The sequence below is a fragment of the Nonomuraea sp. NPDC049695 genome (assembly GCF_040674955.1).
Lineage (GTDB): Bacteria > Actinomycetota > Actinomycetes > Streptosporangiales > Streptosporangiaceae > Nonomuraea > Nonomuraea helvata.
The window spans coordinates 101,698-114,264 of sequence record NZ_JBFANV010000030.1; the positions used below are offsets into that span (position 1 = coordinate 101,698).

The 12,567-nt window shown below is 68.9% G+C and carries 13 protein-coding genes and 1 pseudogene; 7 read left to right on the forward strand and 7 right to left on the reverse strand.

The window, feature by feature from the left end; all coding sequences use genetic code 11:
* Positions 1–115: 115 nt before the first annotated feature.
* The 4 genes from AB0J64_RS25610 to AB0J64_RS25625 all read left to right on the forward strand — a co-directional run bounded on the left by AB0J64_RS25610 (position 116) and on the right by AB0J64_RS25625 (position 5,563).
* A complete protein-coding gene (locus AB0J64_RS25610) occupies positions 116–748 on the forward strand; it encodes a cysteine hydrolase (protein WP_364031483.1) in 633 nt (210 codons plus the stop codon).
* A gap of 376 nt (positions 749–1,124) precedes the next feature.
* Positions 1,125–1,823, forward strand: a complete 699-nt coding sequence (locus AB0J64_RS25615; RefSeq protein WP_364031486.1) for a hemerythrin domain-containing protein — start codon at positions 1,125–1,127, stop codon at positions 1,821–1,823.
* Positions 1,824–1,920: 97 nt separating this feature from the next.
* Entirely contained in the window at positions 1,921–2,859 is a 939-nt protein-coding gene (locus AB0J64_RS25620) for a pyridoxamine 5'-phosphate oxidase family protein (protein WP_364031489.1), read from the forward strand.
* A gap of 268 nt (positions 2,860–3,127) precedes the next feature.
* Positions 3,128–5,563, forward strand: coding sequence for a pentapeptide repeat-containing protein (locus tag AB0J64_RS25625; RefSeq protein WP_364031492.1), 2,436 nt, complete (start codon positions 3,128–3,130; stop codon positions 5,561–5,563).
* Positions 5,564–5,617: 54 nt separating this feature from the next.
* Here AB0J64_RS25625 and AB0J64_RS25630 read toward each other — a convergent pair.
* Both AB0J64_RS25630 and AB0J64_RS25635 read right to left on the reverse strand, forming a co-directional pair.
* A pseudogene (locus AB0J64_RS25630) lies at positions 5,618–5,787 on the reverse strand (transposase); the annotation flags it as partial.
* Between the two features lie 79 nt (positions 5,788–5,866).
* Positions 5,867–6,295 (reverse strand): nuclear transport factor 2 family protein, encoded by a 429-nt coding sequence (locus tag AB0J64_RS25635; protein WP_364031495.1) that lies wholly within the window; start codon positions 6,293–6,295, stop codon positions 5,867–5,869.
* Positions 6,296–6,409: 114 nt separating this feature from the next.
* Between AB0J64_RS25635 and AB0J64_RS25640 the strand changes: the two genes are divergently transcribed.
* Positions 6,410–7,720: a helix-turn-helix domain-containing protein gene (locus AB0J64_RS25640; RefSeq protein ID WP_364031498.1), complete on the forward strand. Its 1,311-nt coding sequence runs from the start codon at positions 6,410–6,412 to the stop codon at positions 7,718–7,720.
* Here AB0J64_RS25640 and AB0J64_RS25645 read toward each other — a convergent pair.
* Positions 7,697–7,960: an LLM class flavin-dependent oxidoreductase gene (locus AB0J64_RS25645; RefSeq protein ID WP_364031501.1), complete on the reverse strand. Its 264-nt coding sequence runs from the start codon at positions 7,958–7,960 to the stop codon at positions 7,697–7,699. The two genes, AB0J64_RS25640 and AB0J64_RS25645, sit on opposite strands and share 24 nt — an antisense overlap.
* Positions 7,961–8,193: 233 nt before the next feature.
* On the opposite strand from AB0J64_RS25645, the gene AB0J64_RS25650 reads away from it, so the two are divergent.
* The gene (locus AB0J64_RS25650) at positions 8,194–9,018 is read left to right on the forward strand and encodes a DUF5060 domain-containing protein (protein ID WP_364031504.1); all 825 of its coding nucleotides are present in this window, start codon (positions 8,194–8,196) and stop codon (positions 9,016–9,018) included.
* A gap of 237 nt (positions 9,019–9,255) precedes the next feature.
* Here AB0J64_RS25650 and AB0J64_RS25655 read toward each other — a convergent pair whose 3' ends face one another.
* A complete protein-coding gene (locus tag AB0J64_RS25655; protein ID WP_364031507.1) occupies positions 9,256–10,206 on the reverse strand; it encodes an NAD-dependent epimerase/dehydratase family protein in 951 nt (316 codons plus the stop codon).
* 64 nt (positions 10,207–10,270) lie between these two features.
* Between AB0J64_RS25655 and AB0J64_RS25660 the strand changes: the two genes are divergently transcribed.
* Positions 10,271–10,873, forward strand: a complete 603-nt coding sequence (locus AB0J64_RS25660) for a TetR/AcrR family transcriptional regulator (RefSeq protein ID WP_364031510.1) — start codon at positions 10,271–10,273, stop codon at positions 10,871–10,873.
* 121 nt (positions 10,874–10,994) lie between these two features.
* On the opposite strand, the gene AB0J64_RS25665 is transcribed toward AB0J64_RS25660, so the two are convergent.
* The 3 genes from AB0J64_RS25665 to AB0J64_RS25675 form a co-directional block, all read right to left on the reverse strand.
* Positions 10,995–11,252, reverse strand: coding sequence for a DDE-type integrase/transposase/recombinase (locus tag AB0J64_RS25665; protein WP_364031513.1), 258 nt, complete (start codon positions 11,250–11,252; stop codon positions 10,995–10,997).
* Positions 11,253–11,730: 478 nt separating this feature from the next.
* Positions 11,731–12,189 carry a VOC family protein gene (locus AB0J64_RS25670; protein WP_364031516.1) on the reverse strand — a complete coding sequence of 153 codons (459 nt, stop codon included), beginning with the start codon at positions 12,187–12,189 and terminating at the stop codon, positions 11,731–11,733.
* 45 nt (positions 12,190–12,234) lie between these two features.
* Positions 12,235–12,396, reverse strand: a complete 162-nt coding sequence (locus tag AB0J64_RS25675) for a hypothetical protein (RefSeq protein ID WP_364031519.1) — start codon at positions 12,394–12,396, stop codon at positions 12,235–12,237.
* Between the last annotated feature and the right edge of the window lie 171 nt (positions 12,397–12,567).

The following is a 12,567-nucleotide window of genomic DNA, read 5'->3' on the forward strand; positions in this document are numbered from 1 at the left end:
TTCGGAGCGGTTCGCCTCCACTACCCAGCGGCATCTCACGACTCACGCCCACCATGTAGTCGGCCCCGGGGCGCGATCTCGCGTGTCAGGGCGCCCTCATCACCCAAGGAGAGAAATGACCGTCACGACCCCGGCGCTGGACCCCCGGACGGCAGCGCTGCTCGTCATGGATTACCAGCAGGGAATCCTGGCCTCGCTCCCTGGCCTGGCCAACCCGGAAGCGCTGCTGTCACGGGTGGCCGGCGCCATCGCCGACATGCGAGCCCACGGCGTCGCCATCGCCTTCGTGCGAGTCGGATTCACCGAAGCCGACTGGGCGGCGATCCCGCCGGCCAACAAGACGTTCTCCTTCATCGGCCGGCAGCGCCTCATGCACCACGAGGAACCCGACACCGCTTTCCACCATCAACTCGCTCCCGAGCCCGGCGACATCACCGTCCGCAAGACCCGCTACGGCGCCCTGTCCACCACAGACCTCGACCGGCATCTGCGGGATCGCGGAATCACCACCCTGGTCATCGCCGGCATCACCACCAGCGGCGCCGTACTGTCCACCGTCACCGACGCCGCCGACCGCGACTACCAGCTCTACATCCTCTCCGACGGCGTCACCGACCCGGACCCGCAAGCCCACCAGAACCTGATGACCGGCATTTTCCCGAGACTGGCCCACATCATCGACACCGCCGAACTGCGCACCCTCCTGCACGAGAGCCATCCCGATCGGGCAAAGACCGACACGGCATAACCCGTCAATGATGATCAGTTTCCGTCAGGGGATCGCTGTGGGCCAATGAGACCGGCCGAACAGATTGACGACCCTCGGGGATCGCCGTGATGGTGCCAAGACACCGGATGCTCTGAGTGCAGGAGCAGTTCATCCACCTGTGGCGCGGTATTCGAACGAGGCGCTCCGGCCCGGCTTTGAACTTGCCTGTCGACCCCGCTAGTTTCCTCGGCGGAACGATATTCGGGAGGGGGCCGTTCTCGAAGATCCCTGACCGGCGTCGCGCCAACCACCCCGTACGTGACGCTGCCGCCCATTCGGCCATGCCGGACGATCCCGATCACCCCCGCCGTCGCCACCCGGGAACAGCTCACGCCCCCGACCACGGAGAGACCAGTTGCCCAGCGCCGATAACACCGGGAACACCACCATGCCCTCGGTCACGGTCGACCGCCCCTACACCCACGAGATGGTCATCGTCCACCGGGTGTTCCGCCGGGAGGCCGCTCTCATGCCGCGGCTCGTGCGCGCCGTACCGACCGGAGACTCCGCGCGGACCGCGAAGGTCGCGGACTACGTGCAGGAGTACATGGACGGCCTCCACCACCATCACAGTCTCGAGGACGAGCTGATCTGGCCGCTGCTGCGGAGCCGGGCCGGGGCCCAGGACGACCTGGTGGCTCGGATGGAGCTTCAGCACCACGCCATCGATGAAACGCTGACGCAGGCGACCGCCCTCCTTCTCCGCTGGCGGACGAGCGGCGGAGACCCGGCGGCCGGCGCTGAACTGGCGGCAGCCCTCGACGAGCACCAGACAGTGCTGACCGAGCATCTGGACGACGAGGAGCGACTGGTGCTCCCGCTGGTCGCCGAGCACATGACCGTCGCCGAATGGGATCTGGTCGGAACCCGCGGCCTTGAGACAATTCCCAAGAACAAGATGCTGATCGCGCTGGGCGCCATCCTGGAGGACGCCTCGGCCGAGGAGCAGGCGTACTTCCTGCGCAAGGCACCGACCGTCGGCCGGCTGCTGTGGCGGCTCGTCGGCCGCCGCCAGTACGCTGCGCGCTGTCGCGACCTGCGTGGCCCGCTCTAGCCGGAGCCGCGCGTTTTCGTTTCCCACGTCCCTTGCCGAATGACGAGATGATCACACGCATGCGCTTACGCCACCGCCTCCCCTCAGGAGCCGCCCTGTGACCCCGACACCGATCGACCTTGAGGTCGGCGCCATCATCGATGCCTACCGGACCTGCGAGTTCACCACTCTCGGGGCCGACGGCACCCCACTGACCTGGCCCACTGCGGCCTGGCGCCGGACAGACGGCACACTGCTCGTCACCACCAGCCTGGCCTTCGCGCAGAAGGCGCTCAACGTCCGCCGGGACGGACGCGTCGCACTGCTCTTCTCCGACCCCACCGGCAGCGGCCGCGCCGACGCGCCCCAGGTCTTCGTCGGCGGAACCGCGACCTGCCCCGATGAGATCCGGACCGGTCCGGACGAAGCAGCCGATTACTGGCGTACGCTCTTCGAACGGCAACCGCACAGCCGGAACTACGTCCGGGCCCCAGGCCGGTGGTTCATGGACTGGTACTACCTGCGGCTCTTCATCACCGTGACGCCCACCCAGGTCGAGGTGCGGCCGCCGCTCGCCGAGTTGACCGCCACCGAACAGCCCGCGCCCGCGACACCAGCCGCCACGGACCTGCCCGGCGCTGACCTGATCGCCCACTTCCCGAGCGCGGTCCTCGGCGCCCGGGACGCCTCCGGGGCACCGCTGCTGGTACGCACGCGGCCAAGGGCCACCGCCGACGGCTTCACCATCGCGGCGAACGCCGCTGACGGCATCGTGCCGGGCAAGGCCAGCCTGCTCGTGCACCGGCACGACGAGCTGCTCAACGCCATGCACAACGCACTGATCCGCGGCGAACTCCGCACCGACGGCGACCAATGGACGTTGGTCCCGCAGAAAGTGGTCGAGCCGGCCGGATCCGGCCGCACCAGCGACGCGTTCCGCACCCTGCGCACCGCCCGCCGCTCCACGGCCCGCTACCTGGAGCGGCGCGGCCTGGCCCGCCCCCGGGTCCAGTGGGACCAGTTCCAGATGCTCGCCTCATCCACAAACGACACATAACACCGGCTGGGCAGGACGGCAGGCTCACCGGTCCTGCCGTCCGCGGCCCTCGCCGGAGTGCCGGTGAGGCGCCGACCGCGGCAGTTGCTCACGGGGGCGTCCCACACGCAGCCGTGTGCGGCCTGCGCCGAGATCGCGGCCGAAGTCGTCCACCGACGTGCCGAGGCCTCATTTCAGAGATCGCCTCAGAGATCGCCGACGATCAAGTAGGCTCACCCGAATTCGGGGCTTGATCGGTCAAATTCGTCGTGTCTGCTGGGGAGCGATCGTGAACGTGGAAGCGAACCTGAGCCCGGAAGTGCGGCGGCTCGGATCCCCCGACCTGGTCAGAGAGTCGGACGTGCGGGCCGCGCTGACCATGCTGACCGCAGGTCCGGCCGGGCTTGTGATCACCGGGGAAGCGGGGGCGGGCAAGAGCGCCCTGGCCCGCCAGGTGCTCGGGCGGCTTCAGGCCGATGGCTGGGGAGCAGCCGCGATAGTGGGCAGATGGTCTCCGCAAACGCTGTTCCGAGGTGTCACGGAGGCCTTCGCCGGCTGGGGCGAGGGGTTGTCCCAGGAACACGTGCGCCTGATGGGGACCCTCGGCCTGGCTCCGTCGGACGATGCCATGTTCGACACGGTCTGCCGGCTGCTGAAGAGCTCCCCTCTTGTCCTGCTCTTCGACGACCTGAGCCAGAACCTCGACGGCACGGGCTACCTGGATCCCGGCTTCGGCGAGATGTTCGACCGGCTGTGCCAGGCCGCCGATCGGGGCCGGGTGCTGGTGACCGCCCGGACGCCGCTGCCGCCACCGACGACCGGCAACCGGCTCGGTGTCTTACAGCTCGACCCGCTGGACCTGACCGCGGGAACCGAGATCGCAGCCGGGCTGCCCTTCCTGTCCACAGTGGATCCGGCCACCCGGGAGCGAGTGGTCCGCGCGACCGCGGCGCATCCACGGTCCCTGCAACTGGTCGACGCCTGGCTGTCCGCGAACCCCGAGGGCGTGGGAGCGCGGCTCGCGGCGGTGACGCCGGGGGCCGTACCGCTCGACCTCATCATGGCCGAGCTGACAGGGCAACAGCGAGAGACCCTGCTCCAGGCCGCGATCTCCACCGTCCCCGTCACCGCACACGACCTGGCCGTCGCCTGCGACACCCGCGAGCCGGACCGCAGGCAGCGCCCGGAGCCCAAGCGGGCAGAGCTCAAAAGCGTGCAGGCCACCGCGGCCCGGCTCGCCGAGCTCGGACTGCTCAACGCGTGGGAGGGGTGGGACGGGGACACCGTCTACTTCGCCGACCGCTGGATCGCGGAGATGCTGGCACCGCACCAAGGCCCGGCGATCGCCGACCGTCACGAGCGCGCCATGAACATGCACTACAGCCGGACACACGACAGCGGCACGTTCGACGACTACGTCGCGGTCTGCCGGCACCTGCTGGCGGTCCAGGGGATGGGCGACCTGACACACTTCCTCCTCGCCGTCATCGAGAGCGTGGAGGCAGACTTCGAGTACGCGGGGATGGCGCTCCTGGGAGAGATCGCGCCGTACGTGCCGGCGGGCAACGGCCACCACCGTCCCATCCGCGACCACCTGGTCGCCATGCTGATCCGGCACGATTTCCCGCGCGCCGCGCGAGAGGTGGCCGAACGATCGCTGTCCGCCGTCAAGGAGTGGGCCGCCACCCACCCGCAGCGCGACGAGGCCAGGTTCTGCCTCGGCGCCGCGCACGATACCTGTGGCCAGGCCCGGTTCGCCGACGGCGACCTGGTGGCGGCCGAGGCCGTGCTCACGGTCGCCGTGGACATCTACCACGAGCTCGCGGCCGAGCACCCGACCTTCATGGAAGCAGACCAGCGGCTCGCCAACTCGTTGCAACACCTCGGCGAGGTGTACCGCGCGCTCAACCTGCCGGAGCACAAGGACAAGGAATACGAGACCTGGGCCGAGTGCTCGTCGATCCGTACCCGGCTCTTCCAGGCGAATGTGAGCCCGGAAACGGCCATGGAAGCCGGCCTGGCCTTCCAACGCCTCGCCGACCTGGCCAAGCGCGACGGCGATCGGGACAACGCGCTGAAACTGCTGAGCACTCGCCTCGCGATGGTGGAGGCGATGGCGGAGATGTATCCGTACCACGAGGAGCTCGCCGAAGAACTCGCCATCGCGAGGGAGAACGTCGCCGCCCTCGACGCCGACACCACCGATGATCCTGAGCGGGCGGGGCGTCTCGACGGGGAGGCCGGCGTGGCAACAGGGAACGTCGTCGCAATCCTGAGACAGGGGCCGTTCGCCTTCAATCAGTGGCGCGCCGACAACGCGGAGGAGGAACTCGATCTTTCCGGCGCCGATCTGCGCGGATTGAACCTCGACCAAATGATCTTCGCCGACGCCAACCTCTCCGGCGCGGACCTGTCGCGCGCCTCCGCACGCGGCGCCATCTTCTCCGGTGCCGACCTGACCGATGCCAACCTGACCGGCGCCGACCTCACCAGGGCGGGGTTCGGCTACAGCGAGTTGGTCGACGCCACCATCGCCTTCACCCGGCTGGGCAGTGCGATGATCCAGCCGGCGACCTTGACCGGCGCGGTCTTCACCGGTGCGATCCTCGACCACACTTCGTTCCGTGAGTGTGACCTGACCGGCGTCGACCTGCGCGGATGCGACCTGAGCACGCTGGATCTCAAGCGCTCCAGCCTGGACGGCGCGATCATCGACACGCCGTAGCACCGCCTGGTGACGGGGGATCGCCGCCGCGGGTGTGTCGCCCGGGATTACGCGGATGCGGGCTTTGGCCAGGATGTCCAGGCCCATGTAGCGGCGGGCTTCGACCCACTCGTCGGTCTGCTCGGCCAGCACGGCACCGATGAGGCCGATGATCGCGGGCCGGTCCGGGAAGATGCCGACCACGTCGGGTGCGGGCGGATCTCCTCGTTCAGCCGTTCCTGCGGGGGAAGCCGGCGAAACCGACATGAAGGCTGCCGCAACCCGTTTCTGCCAGTGCCGGGCCTCCGGAGGCCCGGCACTGGCTCAGGCCAGGCGGTCGGGGAGCGGGGCCAGCTGGAAGTTGTCCCAGATGAAGGCGTCCATCTGGTGCTGGTTGGCGGAGAGGTTGACCACCCGGTCGACCTCTCCGTCGGCGTTGAAGTGCCACACGAGTGCCCACAGGGTGTCGACCTTGCCGATGCCCTCGGTGGTCCAGCCGCGGTGGATGTCCACGACGTACTCCTCGTTGGCCTCCAGGAACAACGGATCGGCCTGGAAGCCGGCCTTACCCAGCTGGGTGAAGAACGCGACGACCTCCTCCGCTCCCCGCTTGACGCCCGACAGGGGGTGGTGTCCAGGGATCGTCCACTCGATGTCGTCGGCCAGCACCTCGCGGATGCCCGCCAGGTCGTTGGCGGCGTACGCGGCGAAGAACCTGCCGATGGCTTCGATCTTGGTGTCTTGAGTCGTCATGGCCAAGGCGCCTTTCGTTAGGTGGGGCAGCCTCCCGGTGCGGGGGCGAGGCAACTGTAATGGATGGTGTTATCCAAAGTAAATTGGCGAATTACACCTGGTAGGATGCCGTTCATGACGGACGAGGCGGTCGGGAAGCGCATCCGGGAACTGCGCCAGGAGCAGGGGCTCTTGCAGGCGGAACTGGTCAAGCCCGGCCTGCTGTCGGCCGGCTATTTGTCCTTGATCGAGTCGGGCCGGCGGCGTCCGTCACCCGACGTACTGCGGTACCTGGCCGAACGGCTCGGCACCACGCCCGACCACCTCGCCACCGGACGGCAGCCCGATCTGTGGCAGGAGACCGAGCGCCGGCTCTCCTTCGCCGAACTGGCACTTGAGCACGCCACCGCCGAAGCCGCTCTGAGCGAGTTCGAGGAGGTCTCGCGGTCCGGCCCGCCCCCGTACCACCCGCGCGCAGAGCTCGGCCGGGCCCGGGCGCTGGAGTTGCTGGGCCGCACCGAGCAGGCCTTCGCCGCCTACGAAGCCCTGTGGAAGGCCGCCGAGCCGGGCACCGCGCTGTGGGCCGAACGGGCCACCGACCTGCTGCGCTGCAGCCGAGACCTGGGCGACTACGGCTACGCCGCCGACCTCGGGGAACGGGCGATGGCCACGTTTGAGGACCTGGGCGTGGAATGGAGCGACAGCTCGGTTCGGCTGGGCGTCACCCTGGCAGGTGTCTACATCCACCGGGGCGACCTGGTGCGTGCCGCCAGGCTGCTGCGACGCCTCATCGAGATCTCCGACAGCACGGGCAGCCCGCTGGCCAGAGGCTCGGCCTACTGGAACGCTGCCGTCACCGCTCACTACCAAGGCCGGGGCGCCGACGCCAAAGCCTTCGCCGACCGCGCCCTGGCCCTGTTCGGCGAAACCGACCATCAGCGGAACCTGGCCGTGCTGCGCACCTTCTACGGCGAACTGCTCTTGGACGGCGAACCCGCCGACCCTGGACAAGCCCGCGAGTTCCTCCTCGATGCGCACGAGCGCCTCACGCAGCTGGCCAGCCCGGCGGAGATCAGCGAGTGTGAGACGTACCTGGCTCGCGCCGCGGTACGACTCGGCGACCTCGATGAGGCGTTGCACTGGGCGCAGGCCGCCCGCTCGAGGCTCACCGCTGACGCGGCCCCTACAGCCGAAGCCGAAGCTGCGATCGCCCTCGGCATGGTCCACCTTGCGGCGGACGATGCGCGACAGGCCGCCGCCGCCTTGGCCGAAGGAGAACGCGTGCTGGAACGCGCGACTCCGGGGCGCGCCGTCGTCAGCCTATGGAACCGGCTGGCCGATCTGCACGAGGAACGCGGTGACACCACGGCGGCCCTGCGCGCCTACCGTCAAGCCATGACGGCGGCCGGCTACCGGCAGCCGTCACACCCATTGACACGCGTCTAGCTCGAAGTCGTCCTGCCGGACTCCCGGGGCGAGTCCCAGCTGCAGGCGGCCGGGCCCGGCGAGCTGGTCCAGCGTGGCGACGGTCTTGGCGAACAGGGCGTGGTCGGCGCGCAGAGGTGCGAGAAGCACGCTGGTCAGCAGCCGGATGCGCGAGGTGGCGCCCGCCGCGGCGGGCCCACTCCACCAGGGTGTGCCGTCGGTCCAGCGAGCAGGACCGGGCAACCCAATACCGATGTCCATCGCGGGTGCGATTCCTTCCAGAAGAAAAGGTGGTGCAAGGGGGGGCGAGACCGGATCGCCGGTCAGGCGTCCGAGCCGGCAGGACCGTTCCGCAGCAGCTGCCGCAGGTCGGCGAGCTGACGGCAGGCCGCCTCCATCTACCTGACCTAGGTCCCGCAGTTCATCCAGTCCGGCCGTCCCATCGGCGGGCAGATTCTCACCCTGGCCACCGCCCACGCCCTGCTGATGGCGGTATGGCTTTCCGGAATGCGCGTCTTGGAGCGCTCCTGCCCTACATCCCGACGCTCCAAGACGCCTTCGAGCAGGAGGAATTCTGGAACGCCCGCGCAGAGCTCGGCGACACGGAGGAGCAGCTGCGTCCGACCCCCGTCATCCCTCCCGACCCTGACTACGAGGCCGAAGAGGTGGCGCGGGCCTCGGCATCCGTGACGCTGCCCGCCGCCACCCCGCTCTGGGGCGTCATCGAGGTCCGACTGGACAGGCCCGCCCACGGCAATCCCTTCATAGACGTCGAGTTGCACGCCGTCTTCCGCCGACCGGACGGCTCAGACGTGCAGCTCGGCGGGTTCTACGACGGGGAAGGGGGCTACCTCGTTCGCGTGCCGGCCGACGTCGAAGGCTTTTGGACGTTCGGGACCACCTCGACCGCGCGGTCGCTGGATGGGATCTCGGGGGCGGTGATGGTGACGGAAGCTCGTGAGGGATCTCATGGCCCGGTGCGGGTGGACGGGTTCCACTTCCGCCACGCCGACGACTCGCGTCACCGGCCGCTGGGCACCACCGCGTACGCGTGGACGCACCAGCCCGACGCGCTGCAAGAACAGACGCTTGCCACCCTGGCCGAGGGCCCGTTCCGGAAGATCCGGATGTGCCTGTTCCCGAAGTCGTACCTGCTCAACGCCAGCGAGCCCGAGGACTTCGTCTTCCCCGGCTCGCTCACCGACAGGTTCGATCTCGAGCGCTTCGACCCGGCGCACTTCCGCCGCCTCGAACGGCGCATCGCGGGCACGGGTGACGTTCGACCTCATCGGCGCCACGGGTGTGTTCCTCGGCGATAGCAGACAGATGATCTGATTCGGCGTGTTCGCCGGGTTCCGGGACCTCGGCGGTGATGGAGTCGATCAGGTCGCGGGAGTGGGGCTCGCGGGCGGCGTAGCGGAACAGCAGCTTGAACCCGTCGGGGTCGGCGGCGGCACGCAACAGGGCGGGGCGGGGGATTCCAGGTCGTTGGCCACGGCACGAGGGTCGGCGAGGACGAGGTCTCGCGGTTTCTCGCCGGTGGCCGCTGACACCGGTCACGAGGTCGGGCGGGCGCGGTACCAGTCGAGGGTGGCGGCGACGGCGGTGGCGTGCGGGGTCGCGGTGAACGGCCCGAACGTGGTGACGAACTTCGAGGCGTCGCTCACGAACGGCCGGTCGCGCTGGTACCACGTCTCGCCGAGGGCGCGCACGGTCGGGTTGAACAGGCCGATCAGGCGTTGCATCGGGCGGCCGAGCGCCGCCGTTCTGCCGGGCTGCCCCAGCTCGGCGATCACCAGGTCGAGGAACTCCTGGCCCGTGACGGCCGGTGCCGCCGGCAGGTGCCAGGCGTGGCCGTCAGCTCGCGCGTCGCAGCCGAGCGTCACCAGGCCCCTGGCGATGTCGGGCAGGTAGCTGAGCGTGTGGGGCTGGTCGAGCGGCCCGGACCAGCGGACGGGCTTCCCGGCGAGCGCCGCCGCGAACACTATCGTGCCGACGACGGTGTTGACGCCGCCGGGACCGTAGTAGTCGGAGGCCCGGCCCAGGGCAACGCGCAGTTCGCCTGAGCGGTGGGCGTCCAGCAGCGCGTCGGCCATCGCGGCGCGTACCCGGCCCTTCGGGTTGCGGGCGGCGTGGGGTAGGGCCTCGGTCATGGGCCCGTCGACGGGACCGTACATGTACAGGTTGTCGGCGAGGACCAGCTTCGCGCCGGAGGCGGCTGCGCCCTGCCGTACCACGTCGGTCATGCGGGGGAACTCCTGCACCCATCGGGTGTAGGCGGGTGAGGCGCAGTGGTAGACGACCTCGGCCCCGGCGCAGGCGGCCTTGGCCCCCTCAGCGGTGGTGATGTCGCCCCGGTGGGCCTCGACCCCGGGCAGCGCGGGCACCCGGCCGCTGCGATTGACGGCGCGGACGCGGTGCCCCCGAGAGACGAGCTCGCGGACCACGGACGCGCCGACGCCCCCTCCGGCGCCGAGGACGACATGCAGATCGGATGTAGCGGGCACGGTGGCCTCCCGTTAACAAGATTGGAAACACTGTTATGAAACACCGTTGCGATATGATTGTCAAATGGCCCGCCCACGTACCCGCGACTACGACGAGTTGCGCCGAGACCTTCTGGACGCCGCCGGACGGCTGCTCGCCCAGGAAGGCCCGCAAGCGCTGAGCACCCGACGCCTGGCCCACGAGGTCGGCACCTCCACCAAGGCCGTCTACAACCTCTTCGGCGACAAGGCCGGCCTGCTCCGCGCGATGTTCCTGGAGGGATTCGCCCGGCTCGCCGACGAGTTCGCCCGGGTGCCCACCGACGGCGACCCCGAGGCCGACCTGATGGCGCTCGGACACGCCTACCGGGCCTCAGCCCTGGACAACCCGCACCTGTACGAGCTGATGTTCGGCCGGCCCCTCGCCGACTTCCAGCCGGACGAGGCAGCCCTGGCTCAGATTCAGGGCACGTTCGACACGCTGATACAGGCCGTCGCGCGATGCGTAGACGCGGGCCGGTTCGCCCCCTCCGACCCTCATGACATCGCCGTCCACCTCAACGCCCTGGTGCACGGCCTGGCCAGCCTCGAACTCCTCGGCTCGCTCGGCCCCCGCCCCCAGGCTGACCACCACTGGCGCGTCGCCCTGGAGGCGGCCTTCCGCGGCCATCGAGCCCCACCCCGGTGACGGGGCGCCGAGGTTGCGGTTCTGGGGGCGTACAGGCGCCGGACGGGTGCGGACTCCGGCTGTCCTGACCGTGCGCGCCGGAGAGGATCTCCTGGCCCGCTGGCGCTCCTGAACGCGACGCTCATAATCTGACCGGCTGTTTCGGCCAGATCCGCTGGAAGCCGACGATCGCCCGGGAGTACACATCCACGATGAAGGCGACGTAGACGATGTCGCACCAGGCGTGCACGTAGGTGAAATCGGCAACCCAGACCGTGTTCGGCCGGGGCGCGGTGAAGTCCCGCTTGGCCAAATCGGGCGCCCTATGATGGCCGGGATCGACCACAGTGGTGCGGATCTTCTTGCCGCGGCGAGCTCCTTGCAGGCCCAGCGCGCGCATCCGCCGCTCGACCGTGCACCGCGCGACCTGGTGCCCCTCGCGCAGCAGCTATCGCCAGACCTTCCAAGCGCCGTAGACGCCATAGTTGGTGGTGTGGATGCGCCTGATGTGGCCCGTCCAACTCGGCGTCGCGACTTCTGACCGCCCAGTCCTGGCGGGTTTGGAAAGGAAGCCAGCTGGCCGCCATCCTAGGAATCGAGAACGTCAACAGTTTCCGCGTCCAACTGTCGCAATGGTCGCACCAGGGCTACATCAACAGCTCGGACCAGCCCTCTACGGCTCCATATCCGCTAGTTAGCCCTGCCTTTCCGCACGTTCCGCTTCGTCCCTGGTACCGCGTTCACACCCCGTCCTTCTCTTCCACCCAAGCTTCCGTCCAAAAGGACCAAGCCTCCCTCTCTTCCAGAAGGACCCAAGCCGAAGTGCGTAGAGGGATGCGGAGACGCGGGATAGCCGTGATGACGTGCGGAAAACGGCGCTAGGCCACGTCGAACTCGTTCCCCTCGGGATCCACCATCGCCACCGCATAGTGATCAACCCCAGGCTGCGACAGCACCCGCACAATGGACGCCCCCGCCTGGACAAGCCGCTCCACCTCGGCATCCACCCGCGCTTTCCGGGTCTCCAGCGGTACGTCCTCCCGCTTGCCGCCCACCTTCACATCCAGGTGGAACCGGTTCTTGACCACCTTGCCCTCAGGCACCTGCTGAAACCAGATCCTCGGCCCGTACCCCTCGGGATCGACGATGCTGTCGCTGCCGTCCCCCTCGCCCAGCTCGTCCTCCGGCACTCCGAGACTGCGCCAGTAATCTCGCCACGTATCGAATCCACTCGGCGGCGGCTCCACCGTGTACCGCAGCGCGCCCGCCCAGAACCGGGCCATCCGCTCGGGTGCCGCACAGTCAATGACCAGCTGATAAGAAACCACGGTCACCATCCTGCCGGAGCCATCCGACAATTGTTGGCTCACGGTCCGGACGGGTCACGGCCCGGACGGCTCCTGGGCCGCTGGCGCTTCGGTCCAATCGAGGGGCAGCGCTCCATCGGTGTTCCATGGGGCCTGGCCGAGCCGTACCGACGCGCCGTCGAACGCGATGGCCGCCTGCTCATGCCCCGCGACCGCGGCACGCCGGAACCAACTCACAGCCGGCCCCGTTATCCGCATGTGGGTGATCTTCAGCAGAGGTCCGGGCCAGCGCTTAAGCCTTTGTCAGCAGGCACTGAGCTTGAGGTTTAACCTTTGAGCTGCACATTTGCCGCGATCGGCAACAGAGGTGATTGATCCGACATAGCGGATTGTGTCCTCTGTGATACG

What these genes read in the sequence shown, in the direction of transcription:
- AB0J64_RS25660 (WP_364031510.1), top strand. Translation starts at nt 10,271, where the DNA reads ATGGCCCGCCCACGTACCCGCGACTACGACGAGTTGCGCCGAGACCTT.
- AB0J64_RS25635 (WP_364031495.1), bottom strand. Translation starts at nt 6,295, where the DNA reads ATGACGACTCAAGACACCAAGATCGAAGCCATCGGCAGGTTCTTCGCC.
- AB0J64_RS25650 (WP_364031504.1), top strand. Translation starts at nt 8,194, where the DNA reads ATGGCTTTCCGGAATGCGCGTCTTGGAGCGCTCCTGCCCTACATCCCG.
- AB0J64_RS25640 (WP_364031498.1), top strand. Translation starts at nt 6,410, where the DNA reads ATGACGGACGAGGCGGTCGGGAAGCGCATCCGGGAACTGCGCCAGGAG.
- AB0J64_RS25610 (WP_364031483.1), top strand. Translation starts at nt 116, where the DNA reads ATGACCGTCACGACCCCGGCGCTGGACCCCCGGACGGCAGCGCTGCTC.
- AB0J64_RS25645 (WP_364031501.1), bottom strand. Translation starts at nt 7,960, where the DNA reads ATGGACATCGGTATTGGGTTGCCCGGTCCTGCTCGCTGGACCGACGGC.
- AB0J64_RS25665 (WP_364031513.1), bottom strand. Translation starts at nt 11,252, where the DNA reads ATGCGCGCGCTGGGCCTGCAAGGAGCTCGCCGCGGCAAGAAGATCCGC.
- AB0J64_RS25670 (WP_364031516.1), bottom strand. Translation starts at nt 12,189, where the DNA reads ATGGTGACCGTGGTTTCTTATCAGCTGGTCATTGACTGTGCGGCACCC.